We start from the raw sequence: 22,494 nt of genomic DNA on the forward strand, positions 1-22,494 counted from the left end.
GGAGTCCCGCTCAGGCCAGCAGCGTCAACGCCTGCTCGGCCGCGTCCCGGACCCGGCCGGGGTCGTCCGACACCTTGCCGACCACCCGCATCCCCTGCATCAGCACCAGCAGCATCCGCGCCAGCGTCCGCGGGTCGCGGTCGGCGGGCAGTTCGCCCTGCGCGCGGGCCCGCACGAGTGCCGAGTGCAGCAGCGTCTCGATGTGATCCCAGCTCGACTCGACCCGGCGGGCCGCCGCCGCGTCGTGCGGGCCGAGTTCGGCCGCCGTGTTGGTCACGAAGCACCCCTTCTGGCGCCCGTCACGGGAGGCGGCCTCGGCCGCGAAGCGCAGCACGACGGTGCGAACGCCGGGCAGTGCGGGACCCGGCTGCGACAACTCGCAGAGCAGCAGGGGGTCGTGGGCCTCGCTGTAGCGGTCCAGGGCCTTCAGGTAGAGCTCGTGCTTGTTCCCGAAGGTGGCGTAGATGCTGGCCCGCCCGATGCCGAGGTGCTCGACGAGGTCCGCCATCGATGTTGCCTCGTAGCCCCGCTGCCAGAACAGCTCCAGGGCTGACTGCAACACGGCGTCCGGGTCGAATTCCTTGGTCCTGGCCACGGTCTGAACCCTAGGCGATACTGAAACGATCGGTCAACTATCCGCCGGAGCTTGGTCCCCGACCGATAGGCCAGCACCTCCCGCAGCCGCTCCACGTCGGCCGCGGAATAGCCCCGGAACCCGGCCGCGGTCCGCGCCGACGGCCGTACGAGCCCGATCTTGTCATAGTGATGCAGCGTGCGAACGCTCACGCCGGCGAGCTCAGCCACCCGTCCCACAGTCCAGTGATCCGCCACGGCATGGACTGTGCAGCCTGACGCCACGTGAGGGTCAAGTTGCCCCAACCCGTGGTGGGCGGTGTCCCGGTGCAGCCCCCCGTCGCCATCGGTGGGCCCAACTGCGCCGATGCGGCGGTGTTTTCGGGGCAGGCGGAGATCCAGACGCGGCTGGCCGAGGGTGAGGATGGCGTTGATGAGCAGTGACGGCGTGCTGGCGGACCGGCCGGAGGCCGGGGTCTCGCAGGACGTGGCAGCGGCGGACCGCGGGACTTCCGGCGTCACCTTCCCCGTGCGGGCGGGCAGCGTCGGTGCCGCAGCGCACACCGGGCGGGCGGCCGGGACGCCCCGACCGCTGCTGGCGGTGGCGATGACGCGGGTGACCGTACTGCTGCTCCGGCTGCGCCGGAGGAGGGGATGAAGGCCGCCGGGCTCAGGTACGAGCCGGTCGGTTGGGCCGTTGGTGCTGTCGGAGCCTCTCGAGCCTGGTCGGGATGCTCCTTCGGCATGTCGCCGGTCGTCTCATAGAGTGGTGTCCCGAGGGTGTCCAGGTCGTTCGTCGCAAAACGAACGTGGACGCCCTCGTTCTCGTCTCCCCAGGGCACCCCGCGGACCGCGCCACCAGGAGGAACCCGTGTCATACCCGCAACTGCTCACCCCCGAGGAGAAGCTCGCCGACGCGAGGAAGCTGTTGAGCCTCCCGCATATCGTCGGGGTCTGCGGCTCCACCCGCTTCACGGCCGAGATGAACGAGGCCGATCTGCAGGAGACCGAAGCCGGAAAGATCGTCGTCAAACCGGGCTGTGACATGAAGTCACCGCACGCGCTCTGGTCCGATCCTGCCGAGGCCGGGGCGCTGAATTCCGCGCGTCGATGCGGATGGTGGACCTCGCCGCGGTGAACGTGGTCGAGTTGGCGGTCTCGCCATCCCATATCGTGCGTACGGCGGGATGGTGCGGCGGGAGGATCCCGAACTGGTCTGCGTCGCGATGGCGGGGACGGGCGAGCTCGTGTTGAGCCAGTCAGGACGGGAGGCGGTTCTGCAGGGGGAGCGCGTCGCGCTCTATGACGGTTCGCGTCCCTTCGCCATCAAGCTCGGCGTGGGGGAGCCCGCGACAATTGTGCGCGCGCACGTTCCCAGGGCGCTGCTGGGGCTGCCCGCCGGCGGGATGGAGCCCGTGCTTGCCCGCCCCGTCTCCGGGCAGAGCGGATTCGCCGGACTCCTGGTGAACTTCCTCAGCGGCCTGGCGGCCGGTCCCGCGGCCTATCGAGTCGACGACATCCCCCGCCTGGCCCGGATCGCCCAGGACCTGCTGACCGCGTTCGTGGCCCACCATCTCGACGCGGAAGGCGGACTCCCGGAGGAGTCCCGCACGCGGGCGCTTCTGCTGCGCGTCGAGGCGTTCGTCCAGCAGCACCTGCACGACCCGGAGCTGTCGCCGCGCGCCGTCGCCGCCGCACACCATGTCTCGGTGAGTCACCTGCACCGCCTGTTCAGCGCACGCGACACCAGCCTCAGCACCTGGATCCGCCGTCTGCGCCTCGAACGCACCCGACGCGATCTCCGCGACGCGGTGCAGCACGATGTGCCCATCCACACGATCGCGTCGCGCTGGGGCTTCAAGGACCACTCCAGCTTCACCCGCAGCTTCACCGCCGCCTACGGCATGTCACCCCGGGACTACCGCCACAGCGACCCGGGCGCGGCTCCCCGGACGTAACTCCGCCGACCTCAACCCACCGGCTGTAGCGGACCGCCAGGGATACGGCTGCCCGCTTCCGGGCGCGGGTGTCCGTCGGGGGTGAGACGGATCGTCAAGTCGCCTGCCTCTGAGTGTCAATGATGCGGGCTGCCGCCGCTGTCAGGATCTGCATGCCGGACCACCGGCGTCCTGCAGTCCGCCGGATGGTCCGCGCGGGCAGAGAGGTCCACACGATGCGGAAGATCGCAGTCCTGGCCGCCGCGCTCGTCGCCGGCGCATACAACGCCCAATCCGCCGTCAACCACACCCCGTACCAGGCCACGGTCTACACGGGCAAGCAGTGCACCGGCAGCAGCGATGGCCTCGCCCCCGGAGCGGCCCGCAGCCTGGCCGCGACCTGGGACCACAACGCGTCGGTCTGCTTGACGTAGCCACAGCGCCGGCCGCGTTGCGACGTACCGGATTCGCGCCGCTGGCGCGGTCGTGAGTGGGCACGTGAAGTGCCTGGACGGGTGCCAGCGGCGGAGGGGGGCGCTGGCACCCTGGCGCCTGGACGTCGCTCAAGGCCCTGTTTGTCGCCGTGGACGCGTCTTGTCAGCCGCGACCTCCGCGCCGAGCCCAGAACGGCTCGAAACGGACGAGGAAGCCGCCGCAACGAAACGGACGTGAAGCCGGGAATCACCCGTGCACCTCGGCCGCATCGGGGCGGAGTGGGGATGTTTCACCACCATCGCGAGTGGGCGCCTGTTCAGCACGTGACTCCGGGCCGCCCACCCCTGAACGACGGGGCTGCGGCGAGCGACCGTCGGCCACCGGCGCAGCGGCCAACCCGGCGGCACCGCCTGCCCTGCCCGAGGCGAGCGCGGCCAGGGCACGGTCGTGGACGCGGCTGAGCAGCAGAACGGAGAGCACTGCCCCGATCAGGCAGCAGAACATGTCCCACTGGGTGTCCCAGACGTCGCCCTGGGTGGCCAGGAACGCGTCCGCCGAGTGGCCGCCGATCAACGACGACCACCACTCCAGTAGTTCGAAGAAGGCGCTGAAGGCCAGGCAGGCGCATACGGTGAGCGGCGCGAGCCACCGGCTGCGGCTCAGCGGCGACGTCCTGACCAGGAGCTCCCGTACCAGGACGGCCGGGACGACTCCCTGCACCAGGTGGCCGAGCCGGTCGTACGGGTTACGGGAGAGCCCCAGCGTGTCCCGCACCCAGTTCCCGGCCGGGACCTCGGCGTACGTCCAGTGTCCGCCGACCGCGAGTACGAGGGCGTGCAGCACGAGCAGCCAGCACAGCAGATCGGTCAGCGGGAACCGCCGCCAGCCCGCCAGGACCAGCGGCACACCGACGATCACCCAGACCGTCTCCATCACCCACGTCACCCGGTCGACCGGCTGCCACCCGGACACCGCCATGATCACCAGCACCGCTCCGAGCGCCAGCACCGGTCCCCGCCGCCGCACTGCCGTACGCATCCCCGCCTGCATAACGCCACCTTCGTCGCTCGACTCTTCCTCACCCCGAAGCCTGTCAGCGCGCCGAGCTCGGGTCATGAGTACGGCTACTCACCGTTCCGCCTTGCGGCTGCTACGGCGGTCTTCGAAGCCCCGGAGCAGGTAGCCACACCTGGGCACGTCAGCGCGTCAGTTGAGCACTCTGCTCGGAGGCCATGACCGGGAGCGGCCACCAACTCACGGGGACCTCGCGCATGACCAGAGCGCAGTCCAGGGTTGCGCTCCCCGGCGGGAAGCGGTCCGTGTCGTCGAAGAAGGATGACGCAGCGGAGCGAACCCGGCCGGCTTCCACGTGCCATGCGTCGGTCCGCAGTTCCATGCCGTCAAGGTGACGGCCGGTGCTGGTGGCCGAGAAGCCCTTTGTCCCCTCCCGGAAGAAGCGGGACGCCTCGGCAAGATCGGCGAAGAGCTCGCTGCCTCGCAGCTCGTCGGACGGCTCGACCGTGACATCCACTCGGGTGTCGCCCTCCCGTGCCGCCAGTGCGACGCGCACCTGACGGGGTGTCTCATGCACCTCGAAGTCGGCTCGGCCGTGTTCGCCGGGGAAGATGCGGCCCCCGGCCCAGACGTTGAGCGGCGAGGAAGTGTCGCGCCGTGGAATGTAAACACCGGTCTGGACGCCGTCCGGCCCGTCCCACTCGACGGCGATCCGATGCGCCGCGTTCTCGCTCCGCAGTCCGAACGACTTGGGCGCCCAGGCCGGCCGGACGTCTCCCAGGCGCAGCAGACAGATGCCCGCGACAGCGTGGCCGTTGACCAGCTGCGGGCGTAGTGGCCTGGGAAGCAGGCGCGCCGCGGCATCCGGTGCGACTCGGTAGTTCACCAGTAGCCGTCGTTCAACAACGCTGGAAAGTCGCGCCTGCCTCATGATCCCCCATTCTGCGCCCCAGGCCGCCATTTGGCATGGCGAAGCACGAACAGCTCGGAACAGACGGCGTTCAGAAACCGCCCGACAGAGGCGCCCAGGCAGTCCCGGCCGCCGCGTAGAGAATCCGGCACGCGGAATCCGACTGCGAGTTCGGCGAAGGTGTGGTTGCGGCGCAGGGGGCGAGGGTCGTCCGCGCCTCGGAGCTGCGGATCAGCCGCTACGACGAGACCCGCCACCATCCACCTCCACCTCCCACTCCTGGTCAGACGTCAACTCCACACGAAGCATCTTCTGTATGGGCAGATCCTCCCCGCCCCGCCCTGAGCCCGAACTGCAGCCCCACATCGGCGAGGTGCCCTGGGTCAGGGCATTTCGAGTTCGGGCAAAGAGAAGAAACCGGTGGTTGCCTCCACAATCCGCCCTTCGTTGTCATCTCTGTCAAGATCCGCCTGAGGCCCGATCAGGTTCGCCACCGTGAGGGCGGGCCGCAGCAGGTCGGGCTCCTCGCCTCCCCGGTAGTACGGAGTCTCGAAGCTGAAGGCCTTGATCAGACGTCCATCGCGGCAGTACTGGAACGACGGGCCGTGGGCTTTGGCGAGGCATGGTTCGATCACGAAAACGACGAGCTCGCCGCCGGCTCTGTCGCGGGCCTGCGCAGCCTCAGGGCCGACGAAGGTGACGGGGCCGCTGTCCACCGCGGCGCGCATGGCCCCGAAGTCCAGCAGCGTGCGGGGCCGCCGTCGCACAACTCCGCCGGCGTGGCGCGCACCTCGTCCCGTGGGTCCAGCGGTTCCCTGAGCAGGCGCGGGTCGTCCTCGGTCCGGGGGACCGGACGGTCACGCGTTCCCTCGCCATGAGCGGCGCTCTCCTCCGGGTCCGCTCACGCGACGGGTGCGGGGCGGCTGCCCGGGACCCGGAATGCCGTCGCAGGCGTGCATCTTTGGGAGCACCGCTCCCTGCTCTTTCGGCGTGGCGGTTCCTGCCCGCACTCCAGCCAGACGAGAATTACTCGTAGTCGCCAGGCCTCAATCCTGCCGCATCAGCCCCATGGTGGAGGCGTCCGCCAGTCACGGCCCCAACGGGAGCAGTAAGTGCCTGAATCAGAATCCGCGCCTCCTCCGGCGAAATCTCCGGATCCGGCCGGAGGATCTCAGGTCGCCGACTGGTTCAACGCGCGCTCCGGGCTCTACACGTGGTCGAAGTCGAACATGCGCAGGATCTTCCCCGACCACTGGTCATTCATGCTCGGCGAGATCTGCCTGTACAGCCTGGTCATTCTCGTCGTGACCGGTGTGTACCTCACGCTCTTCTTCCAGCCGTCGATGCACACGGTGATCTACCACGGAAGCTACGCCCCACTGCAAGGCATCCGCATGTCCGAAGCGTACGAGTCGACGCTGCACATCAGTCTCGACATCCGCGGTGGTCTGCTGGTGCGCCAGATGCACCACTGGGCCGCGCTCGTCCTCGTCGCGGGCATCCTTGCCCACATGATGCGGAACTTCTTCTCCGGAGGTTTCCGCAAGCCCCGTGAACTCACCTGGTTCGTCGGATTCTCGCTTCTTCCCCTGGCCATGTTCGAGGGGTTGACGGGTTACGACCTCCCGGACGACCTGTTGTCAGGAACCGGCACCCGGGTTGTGCAGGGCGGAGTTCTGTCCGTCCCGGTCGTCGGCACGTATCTCTCGTCGTTCCTCTTCGGAGGCGAGTTTCCGGGTACTTCCTACGTGCCGCGCTTCAACGCGATCCACGTCCTTCTGATTCCGGGCGCCATGGCGGCCCTGGTCGCCGTGCATCTGATGCTGATCTCCCACCACCGGCACGCCCAGTACCCCGGTCCCGGGCGCACCAACAGGAATGTCGTCGGCTTTCCGTTGCTATGGGTGCGTGCCGCAAAATCCGGGGGGTACTTCTTCCTCGTCTGCGCTCTCGTCGCGCTGGTCTCAGCCGTCGCCCAGATCAACCCCGTCTGGGCGTACGGCCCCTACCGGCCCGACCAGGTGTCGGCCGGGTCGCAGCCCGACTGGTACATGGCCTTCGCGGACGGGCTGGAGCGCATCATGCCCGGCTGGGAGATCCGGCTCTGGGGACACACCCTGGTCCTCGACGTCCTGATCCCCCTGGTGGTCTTCGGGCTCATCCTCGCCATGATCGGTTTCTACCCGCTCTACGAGTCCTGGGTCACCGGCGACGACTCCGACCACCACCTGCTCGACAGGGCGCGCAACCGGCCGGTGCGGACCGGCTTCGGGGCGGCGTGGATGAGTCTCTACATCCTGCTCTTCGCCGGAGCTGGCAACGACGTGATCGCCACGCACTTCGACGTCTCGGTCAACGCGGTGACGTGGGTGGTCAGGGTCGGATTCTTCGTGCTGCCACCGCTGGTCTTCCTCGTCGCCAAGAGGGCCGCTCTCGGACTCCAGCGGCAGGATCGCAACCTCGTCCTGCACGGCAGAGAGACCGGGACCCTCAAGCGTCTGCTCACCGGTGAGTTCGTCGAAGTGCACGAGCTGCCGTCCCAGCGGGATCTGCACATCCTGACCGCGCACGACCAGCCGCCACCGCTGGCCGCCCTCCCGCCGCCACCTCCGGGGGCCTCGCGGTTCACGCTGCTGCTCGCACGTCTGCGGCTGCGGTTGTCCCGCGCGATGTACGGCGGGCAGAACCAGATCCCGAAACCGACCGCGGAGGAGTTCTGGGCCCATCACCCCGAGCTACTGGACGAGGAAGCCGATCGACGTTAGGGAGCGGCCTCCGACCACCTGGGGTTTGCTGCCGGTCAGTCGGCCCAACAGACTCAACACCAGGACACTGACCAGGACATATGGAGAACCGCCACTGCGGCACTAGCCGCCGAGCATCCACCGCAGCAGATACGGAGTGGCCCACCCGGCCAGGAACCACACCGCCGCGGCGGCCGCCGCGGCCGCCGCGAACTGGCTGGCAACGGCCAACCGGCTGCTGCCGTTTGCCATCGGACACCCCTGTCCCGAACTGTAGCGCCCCGGTCTGAAGGACACAGCTCCGGAGCGATGGTCGCGACGTCAGCAAGCGCAGTTCAGGCCGCCCGCCGGGGGTCGAACTCGACCAAGCAGGGCTCAGGCAAGGCCCGCTGCGATGGCCCGGCGGACGGCGTCGGCACGATCCTTGATGTCCGCTTTGGCGAACAGGTTGTTGATGTGCGTCTTGACCGTCGCCTCGCTGACGAACAGCTTCTCGGCGATCGCCCGGTTCGGCAGGCCCTGGCCGATCAGGGTGAGCACCTCGCGCTCGCGGGGCGTGATGTCCCGGGGCAGCGGCTGCGCGGGGACAGGGGTCTTCGTACGGACGGTGGCGAGGAGCCGGTCCTGCACCTCCCGGTCGAGGACGGACTGTCCCGCGGCCGCGGCACGTATCGCGCGGGCGATGTCCTGGCGCCCCGCGTTCTTGGTCAGGTAGCCCCGTGCCCCGGCGCTCAGCGCGGCCAGGATCGAGTCGTCGTCGGCGAAGGTGGTGAGCACGACCACGGCCACCTCCGGATGATCCTCCGTCAGCCGCCGCGTCGCCTCGGTGCCGTCCATCACGGGCATGCGCAGATCCATCAGGACCACGTCCACGGGTCCCGCCGCCACGGCCGCGAGCACCTCGGTCCCGTCGGCCACCGCCGCGACGACCTCGATGTCCTCGGACATCCCGAGGACAGCCGCCAGCGGCTCGCGTACCGCCGCCTGGTCGTCGGCCACGACCACTTTCAGCCGCCTGACGGCCTGTGTGGATTCGCTCATCCCGGGATCACTGCCTCCACCTGCCATCCGCCCGCGTCCGGTCCTTCGGTGACCGGGCCCGCGGTGATCGTCCCCTCCAGCAGGGCGACCCGCTCGCGCATGCCGATCAGCCCCATGCCGCTGCCGACGCCCTTGCTCACCGTACGGGTCGCCGGACCGTTGACGATGCTCAGTGTCGTCGACGCGGCGCCGAACGTCAGCTCCACACGCACCTCGCCGCCGGGCGCGTGCCGGGCCGCGTTGGTCAGTGACTCCTGGGCGATCCGCAGCAGGTTCTGGGTCACGCCGGATGGGGCTTCGCGGACGGCCCCGACAACGCTGAGCGCGTCGGGGTGCCCGGAGGTGTCCAGCATCGCTGTGAGGGTCTCGACAAGCGGCAGCGCGTCTTCACGCAGCGTGTGCACGGTCCACTGCGCCTGCTTCAGGCTCTCCCTGACCATGTCGTGCGCCTTCCGGTTCGCCTCGCGGACTCGTTCCAGGTCGCCGGTGTCGATCAGCGCGTCCGCCAGCTCCAGCTGCATGTTGATGCCCGCCAGGGAGTGGGCCAGGACGTCGTGGACGTCACGGGCGATCCGGCTCCGTTCGGTCAGGACGGCGGTCCTCGCCTCGGCCCTCGCGGCGCGCTCCGCGGACTCGGCCGCCGAGATGGCCGCCACGACGGCCCGCTGGCGGCTGCGGTTGAGGATGCCGACCAGGACGGGACCACCGGTGGTCAGGCCCAGCGTCCACGGCAACACGTTGTGGCCCGGGCCGAGCCGGAAATACAGGACACCGCCGCACAGCAGGCTGCACAGGGCCGCCAGCGTGAGCGACTGCCGGGGTGCGAGACGGATCCCGATGTGACCGACGAGGAAGTACGCGAAGAGGTAGCCGGACCCGGTGCCGCTGACACCGATCAGGGCGGCCGCCGCCACGATGCCCAGGGTCAGCCAGACCACGGCGAGGCGCGGCGGGATCCGGTCCTCCGGCAGATGCCGTGCGGCAAGGACGGCGGAGTTGACCAGGAGCAGGATGGCCACCACCAGCCCCCGGTCGCTCAGACCAAGCGGCCGGACCGTCCAGAACGCCGCGACGATGACGAAGACGGTCAGGGCCTGCTGGACCCTGGGGTCCCGACCGGGAACGGGCCGGACGCCGGCCTCCACCCGCGGGGCCGGTCCGAGATCGGGGACGCTCTGGACATCGGGCACGGCGCGACCATAGCCCACGGTCACGCAGCCCGGTCGAGGGCAGGCTCGGGACGCATCGCCGCGGCGGGGGACTGCCGGCGGGCCGCCGTCCGGCTGCGGAGGAAGATCGTGGCGAGTCGCGTGACGACCTCGGTGAGCGCCATCAGGACGAAGGCCGCGACCCACGCCTGGTCACTGGTGATGTGATGCGTCACGCTGAACCGGGCGACATCGGCGGCGCCGCCGTTCTGGACCCACACCTGGAAGCCCATCCGGGCGCCCATGCCGGCGATCCACAGGACCGCCGAGACCGCGCCCGCCTTGATCAGCAGGTGCTCACCGGCGACCCGGATGCGGGTGTAGACGCCACCCGCGACACCGAGCGCCGCGCCGGCTGCCATCAGCGCGCCGATCAGCACCAGGTCGTTGCCGCCCGTGGGGACGCTGTCGAGGTAGGTGTGTGCGACGAAGGCAACGATCCCGAGCGGGATGAGGAACGTCTTCAGGTCGAGTCGGCCTTCCCGCAGCTGCCGGAAGACGACGAGGACGAGGGCGATGTCGGTGATCCAGTCGGTCGTTGTCATGCCTCAAGACTGCTGGTCCGGCGCGTTCCACACCTGGACCCACGGGTGGAACGACAGGTGGAGATCGGCCACCGCGCCCCTCCACCCCCGGCCGACGGGCGGTGGGCGGCAGGTGGACCGGATACGCCGCCGGCTCAGTCGGCGGCGTTGGCGGCGCTGTCGAGGGAGTCGGTGAGCTGCCGGAGGATACGGTCGAGCGTGTGGAAGTCGGCGGTGTCGAGACCGGCCGCCGCCTGGATCTCGGCCGGGATCCTGCGGGCGGGCTCGCGCAGGCCCTCGCCCGAGCCGGTGAGGGCGATGACGACCGAGCGCTCGTCGGTGCGGCTGCGGGACCGGGTGATCAGGCCTGCCGCCTCCAGCCGCTTGAGCAGCGGGGAGAGTGTGCCGGAGTCGAGGCGCAGCAGCGCTCCGAGGCCCTTGACCGTCAGCTCGCCGTGCTCCCACAGCGCGAGCATGACCAGGTACTGCGGGTAGGTCAGTCCGGTCTCCCGCAGGACGTTGCGGTAGACGGCGTTGAAGGCCCGCGAGGTGTTCTGCAGGGCGAAGCAGATGTGCAGCGCCAACTGCAGCGGGTCCTCCGCAGGGGCGTCGGGGCGGTCGGCAGCGTGATCGGACATGCGTCGAGCCTACTGTTCGGTGGTGTACGGCGGGCGGGCGGCGAGGCCGGCCGGCCCGTGGGCCCGGCCGGGGCTCCGCCGCCCGCGAAGACGGCGTCAGCCGGCGATGTGGCGGGCGGCCTGCTCGATGACGTCGGCGACGACGTCCGGTCGGGAGGCCGCGACGGCGTGCGAGGCGGCGACCTCGGTGACGTGCGCGCCGGCCCGCTCGGCCATGAAGCGCTGGGCGGCGACGGGGATGTTGAGGTCCTCGGTGGTGACGACGTCCCATGACGGCACCGTCTTCCAGGCGGCGGCGGTGGCGGCCTCCTCCAGGGCGGCCTGCGCTATCGGGCGCTGGGTGGCGGCCATGCGTGCCGCGACGTCGGCGGGGACATCGGCGGCGAACTGGTGGTGGTAGGCGTCGGCACGGATGTAGAGGTCGGTGCCGGTACTGCCGTCCGTGCCGGTGGAGTGCACCGGGTCGAGGGCGCCGGGCAGCGTGGAGCCGGGGAAGCGGCCGGTCAGCTCCAGCGCGCTCTCGCCCACCTCGGGCAGGAAGGCGCCGACGTAGACCAGCGCCTTGACGTGTTCCGCACCGACCGCGGCCTGGCTGATCACCGAACCGCCGTATGAGTGACCGACAAGCACCACGGGCCTGGCCACGTGGTCCACGAGGCTGCGTACCGCGGCGGCGTCGGAGGCCGGGCTGCGCAGCGGGTTGCCGGCGGCCACCACCGGGTAGCCCCGGTCCTGCAGCAGGGTGATGACTCCGTCCCAGCTCCCGGACTCGGCGAAGGCGCCGTGCACCAGGACGACGGTCGGCTTGCTGCCGACGGCGTGGCCGTTGGCGGCACCCTCCGGGCGCGGGGTGGCGGCGGCAGTCGAGGTGTTCTCGGTCATGGCGTATCCCTGGTGGTGAGTGGTGCTTCGTATGGTCCGTCCGGTCACGCGCTCACCGGACGGGTGATGCGGTCGCCGCCGGATTCGGGGGACGGTGGCGACCGGTAAGAGAAAGATAGTGTGCAACTCAATTGCCCGCAACTTAAATCTTCGGCGCGCGCATCTGCTCGCCACCGACCACCAAGTGCCGCCCCACCGCGGACCCCCAACTGCCGCCCCGCGCGGCCCGGGAGAGGCCGGTTCGGGCCCCGTACCTGCTCCGGCGCCAAATGTGCAGGGCCTCTCCCCAACGCGTAATGGAGCGAGGCGGGTTGACGCCGCCCGCGAGGCCGCCGATCGGAGGGAGGCTCGTTCCTCCCTGGGCACATCCGGGCGGCGCGGCCGGTAGATTGCCGCGGGGAGGTCGTGATGGACCGAGGGCTCGGCCGTGGCATCAACATCGGCAACGCGCTGGACGCGCTCGACGGCGGCCCAGAACTCCCGCTGCACGAGCGCTACTTCGACGAGGTCGCCGGCGCGGGTTTCGACACCGTCCGGCTGCCGGTGCGCTGGTCGGCGCACGCGGCGGCCACCGCCCCGTACACGATCGACCCTGCCTTCCTCGCCCGGGTCGACGCCGGCGTCCACGCGGCACTGTCCCGCGGCCTGAACGTCGTGGTGAACGTCCACCACTACGACGAGCTGTGCGCCGCCCCTGCCGCGCACGCGCCGCGCTTCCTCGCGCTCTGGGGGCAGATCGCGGCCCATTACGCCGGCTACGAGGCGCGGTTGGGCTTCGAACTGCTCAACGAACCCCACGGTGCCCTCACCGCGAGCCGCTGGAACCCCCTGCTCGCGCAGGCCCTCGCCGTCGTCCGCGCCTCGAACCCCGACCGCACGGTGATCGTCGGACCCGCCGACCGCAACGACGTCGCAGCCCTGCCGGCGCTCGCCGTCCCCGACGACGGCCACCTGCTGGCGACCGTCCACTACTACGCGCCGCTCGACTTCACGCACCAGGGCGCGAGTTGGGTCGCCGGGGCAGACGCCTGGCTGGGCCGCGGCTGGGAAGACGCCGGTGACGAGAACGCCGTGCGCGACGATCTCGCCGGAGCCGCCGCCTGGGGAAGGCAGCACGGACTGCCGCTGTTCATCGGCGAGTTCGGCGCCCACGAGCGTGCCGGCATGGACTCGCGTGCCCGGTGGACGACGTTCGTGCGGTCCGAGGCCGAACGGCTCGGAATGAGTTGGGCCTACTGGGAGTTCGGCACCGACTTCGGCGCCTTCGACCCGGAACGCGGAAGCTGGCGCGAGCCGTTGCGACGCGCGCTTCTCGGCGACCCGGAACGCACTGCCTGAGACCCGTACGCGAAGCAGGAAACCCCGACCTAATCGCCGAGGATCCGCTCCCACAGCAGATCGTCCCGCCAGCTCCCGTCGAGGAAGATCGAGGAGTGCGCGATGCCGTACGGACTGAACGCGTTGCGGCGCAGCACCCGATGCGACGCCAGGTTCTCCAGGCGGGTGGACGCCTCGGCGCGGCGCAAACCGAGTTCGTTCGACATCACCCGCAGCACAAGCCCGACGGCGCGCCCGGCGTGCCCTTGGTTCTGGGCGACGCCGGCGATCCAGTAACCGACGGAGCCGCGGCGCATGTGCGGCTCCGCACGGATGCCTGAAACGGTGACCTGCCCGATCACCTGGTCCTCGGCGAGCACCACGCCCGGCCAGGCCGAACCGGCCTGGTATCCGGCCAGCAGCTTGTCGATCCGCTCGGCCTGGCCCTCCGGGGTGAAGTAGGCGGCCGGCCGGTCCGGCTCCCACGGCCGGAGGGCCTCGGCGTCCCGCGCCCTGTGCCCGGCGATCGCGGTGGCGTCCGAGGGTGCTATGAGGCGGATTCTGGTGCTGCCTGGCATGGGCTGCTCCTCAGCGTGGTGCGCCGGATGACACGGGCGGCCTACGAGCGTTCGCCGGGTTGATCAGGCGGTAGGGGGGAGCAACCTCAGGATTCGAGATGCCCCGGGAGGGCGAGCCAGTCCGACCAGGAGATCTCGACTCCTAGGAAGCGTGGCTGCTCGAACGGCCATTCGGCGGCGATCCACTGCGGTACCAGCGTGTTGAGGGCCTGCTCGACCGCGCTGCCCGCCAGGTCGTCCACCACCCACCAGGAGATCTCGGCGTCCGCGCCGGCCCGCTCCGGTGGGTCGATGTAGACGCAGCCGAGCAGCGCCGTCTCCGCCGCGTCGAACAGCGCGTAGTTGAAGGACTGGTGCGCGGCGATCTCGTTCTCGTGCCGCAACAGGTCGGCCCGGTCGGCCTCGTAAGTCATGGTGGCCGCCGGCCAGCCCCAGGCCCGCCCGAAGATGCCCCACAGACGCTCGCGCGAACCCATCACAGCCGGATAGTCCAGCGGCGCGTCCGCTTCCCGGATCGGCCGCAGATGATGGCCACCGCCCGGCAGCGGTACGAGGACGGGGTGGACGAAGTCATCGGGAAGCCAGCTCATGGCGCCCGACCGTAGCAGCGCGCAGCCGCCGGCTCCCCTGGATTTCCCCCCTCCACCGCCGGCCCTTGCTGTCCTGCCGGAGGTGCCCGGGGTAGGCCCCCGCCGGCACCGGGTGTTCGGTGCCGACGGGGGAGTCGGTCAGCGCCCGGCCAGCCGGAGGTCCTGGCTGAGCGCGGTGTAGGCGGTCTTCGGCTGGTAGTTCTCGTCGTAGATGTTGGCCTGGCCCTCGCCGCTGAAGGTGCCGGGGACCCAGGAGTACTTGTCAGTGAAGCCCCACACCGTGAAGTCGGTGCAGTGCCTGGTCAGGAGGCAGCCTTCGAGCAGCGTCTGGTACGCCTCGTTCTGCGCCTCGGCCTCGGTGTTGTCCGCGGGCAGCGGGATGCGGACGTCGGCCTCGGTGATGGCGGTCTGGACGCCGAGCTTGTCGAAGCGGCCGAGGTTGTCGGCGATGTCGTGCGGCGCGGGGTACTGCACGTCCAAGTGGCCCTGGTCGCCGACGCCCTGGACCGGAACGCCCTGCTTGCGGAGCTTGGCGACCAGGTCGTAGACCGCGTTGCTCTTCGCGTTGATGCCGTCGATGTTGTAGTCGTTGTAGAAGAGGATGGCCTTGGGGTCGGCCTGGTGCGCCCAGCGGAAGGCGTCGGCGATGTAGCCGGGGCCGAGCTTCTGCAGCCAGATGGTGTCGCGCAGGGTGCCGTCCTCGTTGAAGGCCTCGTTGACGACGTCCCACTGCCAGACCTTGCCCTTGAAGTGCGAGACCTCGGCGGTGATGTGCTGGTGCAGGATGTCGCGCAACTCCGCGGCGCTGAAGTCGCCGGAGGTCAGCCAGGCCGGCAGCTGGTTGTGCCAGACCAGGGTGTGGCCGCGGACCAGCTGGCCGTGCGCCTTGGCGTACGCCACCAACTGGTCGGCCTGCGTGTAGGTGTACGTGCCGCGGGTGGCCTCGACCGCGTCCCACTTCATGGCGTTCTCCGGCGTGACCGAGCTGAACTCGGTGCCGACCTTGTCGGCGTACGGAGCCTCACTGGCCAGCGCGTCGGCGTTGACGGCGGTGCCGATGCGGATACCGGCCCGCTGTGCCAGCGCCCGCAGGGTCTGCGCGGGCGGCGCCGGCGTGGAGTGCGCGCCGCCGCCGGGGGCCGGCGGGGCGGGGTGGTGGTGGCCCGGGGCGCTGGCCATCACGTTCGGCACCAGGAGGGCCAGCAGCCCGGCGGCGGCAGTGCCCACGGTGGCAACGCGGGTCATCTTGATCATGCAGGGTCCTTCGCGGAGGCGGAACGGCGTCGTTCCGGCGGAGCGAGTTCCGAATGTTTCGGACTCGTTTACGCAACGTGCGGGGAAACCTAGGGCATGCCTACCGGGCGGTCAACACCTCGGACACATCCGATGCTGCCGGTTTGTCCCGACCCACCGTCAGCCCAGGCCGCGGGCTCGCCGAAAGCGCGCGGGACTCCCGGGCGGGTCGACCAGCGGCGGCAGACAGCTCTTCCGATCACTTTCCGGAAGCGTCCAGACCCCCCGCACCGCCGCACCCGCCACACGCTCCAACTCCCGGACCCACCGCCGTACGCAGCCGCCGTCCAGGACGCGCCGAAGGCCCTGGCACACCGGATTTCGACCAGCAGATCCAGGATGTGCCAGGCGCCCGCCCGCCTGTCGACGTAGACCCTCATGGTCAGGCGGGTTCACCTCGGCTCACCACCTGAACCGGCTCACCGGGAAAGGCACCGGCCACGCCGAGTTCCTCTGCCGGCCCGACGCGCACCCCGTCCTCTACCGGCCCGGGAAACAGTCTGGGCGACTCCGGCCAGGTCACATACGCCGCCCACCACCTCCGACAGCCCGACCAGACCACCACCCGCCACCCCGGCCGAGACCACCCCGGTGAAGCACTACACATCGCGAGCTTCCCGTTCGAGAAGTGCTGCACACATGAGGACGGCACGGTAGAGGGCGCCAACAGCTTGCTCTTCGACGCGGTCTTCTTCGGCTCCATGACCGCCGCTACGGCCAGCCTGGCAGCCGTCATCAGGATCGAAGCCCGCCAGAGGAAGTGGTTCAGCGGATCGCAGGCGCGGCGAGACCGTCGCGGCGGGGTTGGGAGCGAGGACTGAGCGCACCTACCAGCAGCGCACCTACCAGCTCTGACAACCTTCGCCCAAACGCCCAGCCCTGCGAAAGATCGGGCGCAGTGCGTTTGGATGCTCGGGTGCGCCCTGCGCGTCATCCCACCCGCCGGTCGACCGGCGCTGCTGGCCAGGAGACCGCGGACTCAGCCAAAGAGCCCGGCGCCCGGGCGTGGCCCGCGCCTCCGATGTGACCTCCCACACGGCAGGCGAGCCCTGTGGTGGGGCGGAATTCACCGCCCCACCACAGCCTTCGGATTACCGACGTTCGGCTTCGCCCTCAGCCCACGCGCTTCCGGCCATGGGGCCGCACATCGTGTGCGCGGCCCCCGCGGCCCTTGCGGTCGGACGGTCGAGCAGTTCAGTAGACCCTTGGCTCAACTGCCGCCCAGGTTCGCCCGGTCGGCTGGTTCCGCCGGTCGACACCTGTCAACTCCTCACGACCCGAAGGCCTGCAGCTCCCACAGCGAGTAGCCGTACTGCGTGGAGCGAGCCGTCCCGTACAGGCGCAGATACCGGCCGCTGCCTGAGACGTCGAGCGTTTGGATACCTCCTGTGCCGGTGGTGGTCGTATAGATCGGGGTCCAGTTGGTCCCGTCGCTGGACGTCTGGAGCTGGAAGGACTTGCCGTACGCCGTCTCCCAGTTCAGGACGACGCGGCAGATCGAGTGCGTGGCGCCGAGATCGACGGACAGCCACTGCGGGTCGGCGAAGCCGCTCGACCACCGAGTGCCCAAGTTGCCGTCGACGGCGTTCTGCGGCCCGAAGCTGCCGTTCTCCTGAGACGAGGCTGTCGCAGTCCTGTTCAGTGCAAGGTTGGTCGTACCACAGCCGCCGGCACCGTTCACGGTCCAGGTGAACGAGGCCGAACCGGCGGCCCCGGTCCCGTCCGTGGCGGTCACGGTGACATTCGAGGTGCCTGCCGCCGTCGGTGTTCCGGAGATCAGCCCGGAGGCGGCATTGACCGACAGGCCGGCCGGCAGGCCCGTGGCGCTGTAGGTGAACGTCTGGCCGGAGGCGGAGTCGGCGGCGTGGATCTGGAGGCTGGCCGCCGTACCGACCGTGGACGTCTGGTTGCCCGGGCCGGAGACCGTCACCGTGTTGCCGGGGTTGGTGCCGCCGGCGGGTAGCGTCCACACCTGGTTCGCCGCGCCCGTGCACGTCTCAATGTCCAGCCGCGCGCCGGTGTTGCTGCCGGGAACGGTCAGGCACAGGCCGGAGTTGGGATTGGCCACCGTGCCGTTGGCCTGCTTGGTCCAGCCCTGCGCGGCGGTGGCGTTGCAGGGGTACCAGTCGACGTTGGTGCCGCTGGTCTTTCCAGCCGACACCACGTCCAGGCAGCCACCCTGGACACGCAGCGTGCCGTCGGTGAACGGCGACCACGACTGGCCGGCGCCGCCGTTGCAGCCTGCGACCTGGATCGGGTTGCTCGCGACGTTCAGCCCGTTCTGGTTGCTCAGGCACAGGCCGTTCAGGCCGTTGACCCGGCCGATGGCAGTGGCGGTCCCGGTGGGTGTGGAGTTCCCGCCCTGCTCGTACACCGCGACCCAGTCGGCACTCAGGGTGCCGCCGGAGGTGGTCGCCGCGGTCGGGGTCTTGGTGCCGGAGATCCCGTCGGGGTAGTTGCCGCCCATCGCCAGGTCCCAGATGATGAAGAAGCCGTGGTCGATGGCCTGTTGCCAGGCCGCGACGCCGACCGACGCCTCCGTGACGGTGCTCTCGACGACGCCGTCCATCAGGAACTGCAGTGTCTCCGCACTGGTGTTGGTCCGGTCCACGATCACCGCGTACGTGTGGTAGCCGGTCTGGCAGCTGGAACCGGCCGCAGGGCAGGCGATGAGGCCGTGCCCGCTGCTGCCCGCGCCGTCGTGCAGCGTCTGGGACGCCTGGTTCAGGGCGTTGACGTCCTCCATCATGTCGATCTCACCGGACTGCGGCCAGCCGCCGCCAGTGCGCATAGTTGACCCCAGCGCCCAGAACGCGGGCCAGTAGCCGATGCCGTTGGCGGGGTTGGGCTGCTGGAGGGACGCGATCATCTCCATCTTGCCGCCGGGCGGGGCCTGGAAGTCCGAGCGTGTGCTCTCGATCCGCCCGGACGTCCATGTGCCGCCGGAGTTGATGGCCTTCAGCACCAGGTGGCCGTTGCCATCCACGTAAACGTTGTCGGTGGAGTTGGTGGTGTGCTCGATCTCGCCGGTTCCGAAGCCGGTGCCGACGTCGTAGAACCAGTTCTGGTCCGTCGGCGCCGTCCCTGCCGTCCCGTTGAAATCGTCGGCGAAGACCTGGTTCCAGCCGGAGGGCGGCGCGGGTAGGGCGGCCGGGGAGGCGTGGGCCTCCGGAGCGGCAGCGTGTGCCGAAGGTGCGACCGCCAGGGCAGTGGTCAGGGCGCTGCCGGCCAGGGTGCCGGCGATCATCGCCATCGTGACCAGGAGCGAGTGGCCCTTCCTGCCGGACCACCGGCGCCGTGCCCGCACGGCGATACCCGCCGTGCGCGGTAAGGCGGCAATGCCGCCGGACACCTCAGCCGGCGCGGCCACTTCGCTGCCCGCGGACTGCCCGACCGGGTCGTGGGGACCCGTCCGGCGACCGGAATTCCGGCCGTTACCCGGTATGACGTGCATGATGCTGTCCTCTCAGCGCGCAAGCGCTTGCTCTGGACCGGACCCGGATGTGACAGGCGTGCCTCAGGCAGTACGTCAGTGCTGCACAACGACTTCGCAACCGGCCGGTTGGGTGGGGGGCGTTTTCTGAGAGCGCTCTCTACAGCATGGATGTCTATGGCGCGGGCGCGAACCTGTCAAGGGTCCGCGTCAGGGGACGACGGAATCGGGCCCCACCGACGTCGTCCTTGTCGCCCACCTCATCCGCCCTGGTCAGAGCCGGCATACGTGACCATCGGGCTTCTCGGACCTGAAGGGTGATGCGGGGCCTTCGCAGGGCGCCGATGACCTCGGAACGATGATCGTTCGAGCTGTGGAGAGTCGCTTGCCTGACGAGCTCGTGCCTCATTAGCCGTGGCCGGCGATGGCCCGGTCACGCCTATCGGGTCGGAAGCTCGTTCCTGGACCACTGCCTTGCGGCTGCCCGCTTCCTGGTAAGGCCTGCGCTGAGCCAGCTCGGTCGAGCTGCGTCAGCTGCGTTTCGATGCCCGACTGCCTCATCGTCAGAGGATCGAATTCCTCAGCAGTCAGCTCATCCAGCCCCACGGCGAGAAGCTGGACCGCCTTGTCGCCGTTGTCGGGAGCCGGGCACGACGCACAGAGGCCAGGCTTACGTTCGATGCCGTACAGAACCCGTGCGCGGTCGGACCAATCGGCTCGGCCATCCCGAGCCGTACGCGCGCTGGTTGCTGTCGCCACGATGCCGCCCACGCCGGCAATGACCCCAGGACCCAAGATTCGCCGCAGCGACAGTAGGTGCGAGGGCCGTGGAGTGCACGGCCCTCGCACCAGGGTGTGGGGCGCCCCGTTCCCGCCCTCGTCGTCCGGATCGGGTCTGTAAAACGATCGGCTCTGGCCCGTAATCGGTGGTAGCGCCGTGTAGTGATCACTGGAGGAGGATGCGGTGGCGGAGCAGGGGGAACCCGGCTCGGCCGTGCATCTGTCTCATGATCCGTTTGGTTCGGGTGTTGACGCCCTCGGTGCGGCCGTTGTGGTACGGGCGGGTGAGGCCGGTGTCGACGGCGGCGCGGTCGAGTTCGAGGCCGTTCGCGAATGAGTGCAGGTGGGGCAGGTCGACGGCGCGAACCGTGGTGATCCAGTCGGTGAGTTTGGCGTCGTTGCCCTCCGCTGGGGTCAGTAGCTGAGCGAAGTCACTGGTGAGGCGGGCGAGTTCGGTCATCTCGGGACAGGCCTTCGGCGTCGGCGCAGGTGCTCGCGGTAGGGGTCGACGAGTGTGGGCTTGTAGCGGGGTGCGCGGCGGTCGCCGGTGGGCTCCTTCATGCGGGCGTACCGCTTGAACGGTGTTCAGGGCGACATCGAGGCGGCGGGCGCATTCGAGGAGACCGACGCCCTGGTCGAGCAGATGGTGGACTCGCTGCCAGCGTTCGCGGGTGGTCTGCTCGCGCACGCCCCCAGGTCGGGTGGGGTTCACAGCGGTGGCCCAGCAGGCGGCGTGGGAGCGGACTTCGGCCAGGACCTTGTCGCACAGGTTGGACCAGAGGTGCCATCTGTCGCTGACCTGTACCGCTTCGGGGAGGGCCTGGCGGTTCGCTTCGGCGTAGGTGGCGGAGCCGTCGCGGCAGACGTCCTGTGCCCCGGGGTGCTCGCTCAGCCACGTAGCCAGGGTCTGGGCGGTGCGGTCGGGCAGGACGTCGATCCGCTCGCCGGTCTCGGCGTCGATGATCACGGTGGCGTAGCGGTGCCGGCGTTTGAGTGCGAAGTCGTCGACGCCGAGTACGCGCGGGACGCGCAGCGGTGTCACCACCTGGCGCATGAGCATGCGCAGGGCGGTCGAGCTGGAGATCGTGCAGGCCAGAACGCGGCAGAGGCGGGCGCCCGCCCGGCTCGCTAACTCCTTGACCACGGAGTTCAGTTGGTCGGTCAGGCGGTTGGTGCGGCGCTGGTAGCGTTCCACGACGCCGGGAACCTGCTCGCGGAACGTCTGCCGCGAGCAGTCGAGAACCGGGCACGCCAGGCGGCGGACCCGCACCGAGACGACGATCCGCCGTCCGTCCACCGGCACATCTGCGAGCACCCGCCCATGAAACCCGTGCACCCGCGCTGTTAGCGTCCCGCACGCAGGGCACGGCACCGGATCGTCCCCGGTCCGCGCCGACCACCGTTACCCTTCGTTACCACCGATTACGGGCCAGAGCCGATCGTTTGACAGACACGGAGTCCACGCGCGCCGCAGCTTTGCTACAGGCGGCGGCGCGGTCGTTCCCGTGAGGGCGGACTTCCTGGTCCGGGCCGTCTGTCAGGTGGTCACATCGACGCGGTAACGGGTCGCGAGTCCGGCCACGTCGAGGGCCTGGCCGGCGAGGGTCGCGCGCTGGGGGTCGTCCGCGAGGGCGACGACGGCGCGTCCGACTCCTTCGGGCGATTGGGAGGCCGTCAGGTCGAGGTGCTCGGCGAACTGCAGTACGCCTTCGGTGCGTACCAGTCCGGGGTGGAGTGCCACGGAGGTGACGCCGTGCGGGCGCAGCTGCACGGCGGCGGCGAGCGCGAGACGGTCATCGGCGACCTTGGCCATCCCGTAGGCGGCGAAGGTGTGCTGCTCTTGCTCGGCGACGGCGAACGAGACCGTCACCACCAGGCTGCCAGGGGTATCGATCAGCAACGGCGCGCACAGCGCCGTGGTGACGTAGTGCGCGCGCACCCCGTGGGTGAACATGGCGTCGAACAGTTCCAGCGGCTGCTCCCACAGTGGCGCGTTCCACTCCTGCCAGGCGCCCGCGTTAAGCCGCTCGTAACCCGCCCACACGTTGTTCACCAGCAGGTCGAGGCGCCCCTGTTCGGCCGTGACGCGGTTGGCGACCGCGGCGACCGCGTCGTCGTCGCCGTGGTCGCACCCGACCGGGATTCCACGACCGCCTGACGCCGATACCTCCCGGGCGGTCGCGTCGACCGTCCCCGGCAGGTGCGACGTGGCGGCGCCCCCCGACGAGCGGGCCGTCACGTAAACGGTCCAGCCCGCGCGGCCCAGCGCGAGCGCGATGCCCCGGCCGATTCCGCGGCTCGCTCCCGTCACCCAGGCCACCCGGGGCCCACCGGTCTGCGTGTGCTGCGTCATGCCGTGCACCGTACCGCCGCGGGTCCGTCCACGGAGCCGTATCGGTCGCTCGTCCTCGCCTGGTGGCTGCCGCTGACAGTGCGTCACCGACCGTGATCGGCCCGAACCCGCTGGACCCGTCCACCCGCGCCGCGGCCGCCGGGGGGGGGGGGCCGGGCGCGCGCGGAAGATCGAGTGGAGCCGCGCATAAGGCGCGGGGCCGGTCGGCCCCGCCCCTTCCGACAGTCGATGTGACCCGTACACC

19 protein-coding genes and 4 pseudogenes are annotated in these 22,494 nt (G+C 70.1%); 6 read left to right on the top strand and 17 right to left on the bottom strand.

Annotated features, from left to right (window positions below; all coding sequences use genetic code 11):
- Nucleotides 1-10: 10 nt before the first annotated feature.
- On the bottom strand, nucleotides 11-595 hold the full coding sequence (locus OG702_RS34910) for a TetR/AcrR family transcriptional regulator (protein WP_327292981.1): 585 nt from the start codon (nucleotides 593-595) through the stop codon (nucleotides 11-13).
- 32 nt (nucleotides 596-627) lie between these two features.
- Nucleotides 628-813, bottom strand: a pseudogene (locus OG702_RS34915) (MerR family transcriptional regulator); the annotation flags it as partial.
- A 193-nt stretch (nucleotides 814-1,006) separates the two neighbouring features.
- Here OG702_RS34915 and OG702_RS34920 point away from each other — a divergent pair.
- The 4 genes and pseudogenes from OG702_RS34920 (at nucleotide 1,007) to OG702_RS34935 (ending at nucleotide 2,944) form a co-directional block, all read left to right on the top strand.
- Nucleotides 1,007-1,231, top strand: a complete 225-nt coding sequence (locus OG702_RS34920) for a hypothetical protein (protein WP_327292982.1) — start codon at nucleotides 1,007-1,009, stop codon at nucleotides 1,229-1,231.
- A 213-nt stretch (nucleotides 1,232-1,444) separates the two neighbouring features.
- Nucleotides 1,445-1,669 (top strand): annotated as a pseudogene (locus tag OG702_RS34925) (hypothetical protein); the annotation flags it as partial.
- Between the two features lie 91 nt (nucleotides 1,670-1,760).
- Complete coding sequence (locus OG702_RS34930) at nucleotides 1,761-2,531, top strand: helix-turn-helix domain-containing protein (protein WP_327292983.1); 771 nt, start codon at nucleotides 1,761-1,763, stop codon at nucleotides 2,529-2,531.
- A gap of 215 nt (nucleotides 2,532-2,746) precedes the next feature.
- Nucleotides 2,747-2,944 (top strand): peptidase inhibitor family I36 protein, encoded by a 198-nt coding sequence (locus OG702_RS34935; RefSeq protein ID WP_327292984.1) that lies wholly within the window; start codon nucleotides 2,747-2,749, stop codon nucleotides 2,942-2,944.
- Nucleotides 2,945-3,371: 427 nt separating this feature from the next.
- On the opposite strand, the pseudogene OG702_RS34940 reads toward OG702_RS34935, so the two are convergent.
- The 3 genes and pseudogenes from OG702_RS34940 to OG702_RS34950 form a co-directional block, all read right to left on the bottom strand.
- Nucleotides 3,372-3,995 (bottom strand): annotated as a pseudogene (locus tag OG702_RS34940) (DUF2238 domain-containing protein); the annotation flags it as partial.
- Between the two features lie 148 nt (nucleotides 3,996-4,143).
- A complete protein-coding gene (locus OG702_RS34945) occupies nucleotides 4,144-4,890 on the bottom strand; it encodes a DUF2071 domain-containing protein (protein WP_327292985.1) in 747 nt (248 codons plus the stop codon).
- A gap of 362 nt (nucleotides 4,891-5,252) precedes the next feature.
- Nucleotides 5,253-5,597, bottom strand: coding sequence for a hypothetical protein (locus tag OG702_RS34950; protein WP_327292986.1), 345 nt, complete (start codon nucleotides 5,595-5,597; stop codon nucleotides 5,253-5,255).
- A 384-nt stretch (nucleotides 5,598-5,981) separates the two neighbouring features.
- Here OG702_RS34950 and qcrB point away from each other — a divergent pair, with 384 nt between their 5' ends.
- The gene (gene qcrB, locus OG702_RS34955) at nucleotides 5,982-7,634 is read left to right on the top strand and encodes a cytochrome bc1 complex cytochrome b subunit (RefSeq protein ID WP_442814678.1); all 1,653 of its coding nucleotides are present in this window, start codon (nucleotides 5,982-5,984) and stop codon (nucleotides 7,632-7,634) included.
- A 102-nt stretch (nucleotides 7,635-7,736) separates the two neighbouring features.
- Here the strand turns inward: qcrB and OG702_RS34960 are convergent, their stop codons facing one another.
- The 6 genes from OG702_RS34960 to OG702_RS34985 all read right to left on the bottom strand — a co-directional run bounded on the left by OG702_RS34960 (nucleotide 7,737) and on the right by OG702_RS34985 (nucleotide 11,906).
- Nucleotides 7,737-7,865 carry a hypothetical protein gene (locus OG702_RS34960; RefSeq protein WP_327292987.1) on the bottom strand — a complete coding sequence of 43 codons (129 nt, stop codon included), beginning with the start codon at nucleotides 7,863-7,865 and terminating at the stop codon, nucleotides 7,737-7,739.
- A 123-nt stretch (nucleotides 7,866-7,988) separates the two neighbouring features.
- Nucleotides 7,989-8,654 (bottom strand): response regulator transcription factor, encoded by a 666-nt coding sequence (locus OG702_RS34965; RefSeq protein ID WP_327292988.1) that lies wholly within the window; start codon nucleotides 8,652-8,654, stop codon nucleotides 7,989-7,991.
- Nucleotides 8,651-9,844, bottom strand: a complete 1,194-nt coding sequence (locus OG702_RS34970; RefSeq protein WP_327292989.1) for a sensor histidine kinase — start codon at nucleotides 9,842-9,844, stop codon at nucleotides 8,651-8,653. Before OG702_RS34970 ends, OG702_RS34965 begins: the two co-directional genes overlap by 4 nt.
- 20 nt (nucleotides 9,845-9,864) lie before the next feature.
- Entirely contained in the window at nucleotides 9,865-10,407 is a 543-nt protein-coding gene (locus OG702_RS34975) for a hypothetical protein (protein WP_327292990.1), read from the bottom strand.
- 134 nt (nucleotides 10,408-10,541) lie between these two features.
- Nucleotides 10,542-11,024 carry a MarR family winged helix-turn-helix transcriptional regulator gene (locus tag OG702_RS34980; protein ID WP_327292991.1) on the bottom strand — a complete coding sequence of 161 codons (483 nt, stop codon included), beginning with the start codon at nucleotides 11,022-11,024 and terminating at the stop codon, nucleotides 10,542-10,544.
- A 96-nt stretch (nucleotides 11,025-11,120) separates the two neighbouring features.
- Nucleotides 11,121-11,906 carry an alpha/beta hydrolase gene (locus OG702_RS34985; RefSeq protein WP_327292992.1) on the bottom strand — a complete coding sequence of 262 codons (786 nt, stop codon included), beginning with the start codon at nucleotides 11,904-11,906 and terminating at the stop codon, nucleotides 11,121-11,123.
- Nucleotides 11,907-12,314: 408 nt separating this feature from the next.
- Here OG702_RS34985 and OG702_RS34990 point away from each other — a divergent pair, with 408 nt between their 5' ends.
- On the top strand, nucleotides 12,315-13,244 hold the full coding sequence (locus tag OG702_RS34990; RefSeq protein WP_327292993.1) for a glycoside hydrolase family 5 protein: 930 nt from the start codon (nucleotides 12,315-12,317) through the stop codon (nucleotides 13,242-13,244).
- Nucleotides 13,245-13,273: 29 nt separating this feature from the next.
- On the opposite strand, the gene OG702_RS34995 is transcribed toward OG702_RS34990, so the two are convergent.
- The 6 genes and pseudogenes from OG702_RS34995 to OG702_RS35020 form a co-directional block, all read right to left on the bottom strand.
- The gene (locus tag OG702_RS34995; protein WP_327292995.1) at nucleotides 13,274-13,801 is read right to left on the bottom strand and encodes a GNAT family N-acetyltransferase; all 528 of its coding nucleotides are present in this window, start codon (nucleotides 13,799-13,801) and stop codon (nucleotides 13,274-13,276) included.
- A gap of 86 nt (nucleotides 13,802-13,887) precedes the next feature.
- Nucleotides 13,888-14,391: a GNAT family N-acetyltransferase gene (locus OG702_RS35000; protein WP_327292996.1), complete on the bottom strand. Its 504-nt coding sequence runs from the start codon at nucleotides 14,389-14,391 to the stop codon at nucleotides 13,888-13,890.
- Nucleotides 14,392-14,529: 138 nt separating this feature from the next.
- Nucleotides 14,530-15,645 (bottom strand): endo-1,4-beta-xylanase, encoded by a 1,116-nt coding sequence (locus tag OG702_RS35005; RefSeq protein ID WP_327292997.1) that lies wholly within the window; start codon nucleotides 15,643-15,645, stop codon nucleotides 14,530-14,532.
- Between the two features lie 1,309 nt (nucleotides 15,646-16,954).
- Nucleotides 16,955-19,138, bottom strand: coding sequence for a discoidin domain-containing protein (locus OG702_RS35010; RefSeq protein ID WP_327292998.1), 2,184 nt, complete (start codon nucleotides 19,136-19,138; stop codon nucleotides 16,955-16,957).
- Between the two features lie 925 nt (nucleotides 19,139-20,063).
- Nucleotides 20,064-21,299: pseudogene (locus OG702_RS35015) on the bottom strand (ISL3 family transposase); the annotation flags it as partial.
- 135 nt (nucleotides 21,300-21,434) lie between these two features.
- Nucleotides 21,435-22,250: an SDR family NAD(P)-dependent oxidoreductase gene (locus tag OG702_RS35020; RefSeq protein WP_327292999.1), complete on the bottom strand. Its 816-nt coding sequence runs from the start codon at nucleotides 22,248-22,250 to the stop codon at nucleotides 21,435-21,437.
- Nucleotides 22,251-22,494: the final 244 nt, after the last annotated feature.

The organism is Streptomyces sp. NBC_01198, from assembly GCF_036010485.1.
Classification (GTDB): Bacteria; Actinomycetota; Actinomycetes; order Streptomycetales; family Streptomycetaceae; genus Actinacidiphila.

What these genes read in the sequence shown, in the direction of transcription:
- OG702_RS34920 (WP_327292982.1), top strand. Translation starts at nt 1,007, where the DNA reads ATGAGCAGTGACGGCGTGCTGGCGGACCGGCCGGAGGCCGGGGTCTCG.
- OG702_RS34930 (WP_327292983.1), top strand. Translation starts at nt 1,761, where the DNA reads ATGGTGCGGCGGGAGGATCCCGAACTGGTCTGCGTCGCGATGGCGGGG.
- OG702_RS34935 (WP_327292984.1), top strand. Translation starts at nt 2,747, where the DNA reads ATGCGGAAGATCGCAGTCCTGGCCGCCGCGCTCGTCGCCGGCGCATAC.
- OG702_RS34945 (WP_327292985.1), bottom strand. Translation starts at nt 4,890, where the DNA reads ATGAGGCAGGCGCGACTTTCCAGCGTTGTTGAACGACGGCTACTGGTG.
- OG702_RS34950 (WP_327292986.1), bottom strand. Translation starts at nt 5,597, where the DNA reads ATGCGCGCCGCGGTGGACAGCGGCCCCGTCACCTTCGTCGGCCCTGAG.
- OG702_RS34960 (WP_327292987.1), bottom strand. Translation starts at nt 7,865, where the DNA reads ATGGCAAACGGCAGCAGCCGGTTGGCCGTTGCCAGCCAGTTCGCGGCG.
- OG702_RS34965 (WP_327292988.1), bottom strand. Translation starts at nt 8,654, where the DNA reads ATGAGCGAATCCACACAGGCCGTCAGGCGGCTGAAAGTGGTCGTGGCC.
- OG702_RS34975 (WP_327292990.1), bottom strand. Translation starts at nt 10,407, where the DNA reads ATGACAACGACCGACTGGATCACCGACATCGCCCTCGTCCTCGTCGTC.
- OG702_RS34980 (WP_327292991.1), bottom strand. Translation starts at nt 11,024, where the DNA reads ATGTCCGATCACGCTGCCGACCGCCCCGACGCCCCTGCGGAGGACCCG.
- OG702_RS34985 (WP_327292992.1), bottom strand. Translation starts at nt 11,906, where the DNA reads ATGACCGAGAACACCTCGACTGCCGCCGCCACCCCGCGCCCGGAGGGT.
- OG702_RS34990 (WP_327292993.1), top strand. Translation starts at nt 12,315, where the DNA reads ATGGACCGAGGGCTCGGCCGTGGCATCAACATCGGCAACGCGCTGGAC.
- OG702_RS34995 (WP_327292995.1), bottom strand. Translation starts at nt 13,801, where the DNA reads ATGCCAGGCAGCACCAGAATCCGCCTCATAGCACCCTCGGACGCCACC.
- OG702_RS35000 (WP_327292996.1), bottom strand. Translation starts at nt 14,391, where the DNA reads ATGAGCTGGCTTCCCGATGACTTCGTCCACCCCGTCCTCGTACCGCTG.
- OG702_RS35005 (WP_327292997.1), bottom strand. Translation starts at nt 15,645, where the DNA reads ATGATCAAGATGACCCGCGTTGCCACCGTGGGCACTGCCGCCGCCGGG.
- OG702_RS35010 (WP_327292998.1), bottom strand. Translation starts at nt 19,138, where the DNA reads ATGCACGTCATACCGGGTAACGGCCGGAATTCCGGTCGCCGGACGGGT.
- OG702_RS35020 (WP_327292999.1), bottom strand. Translation starts at nt 22,250, where the DNA reads ATGACGCAGCACACGCAGACCGGTGGGCCCCGGGTGGCCTGGGTGACG.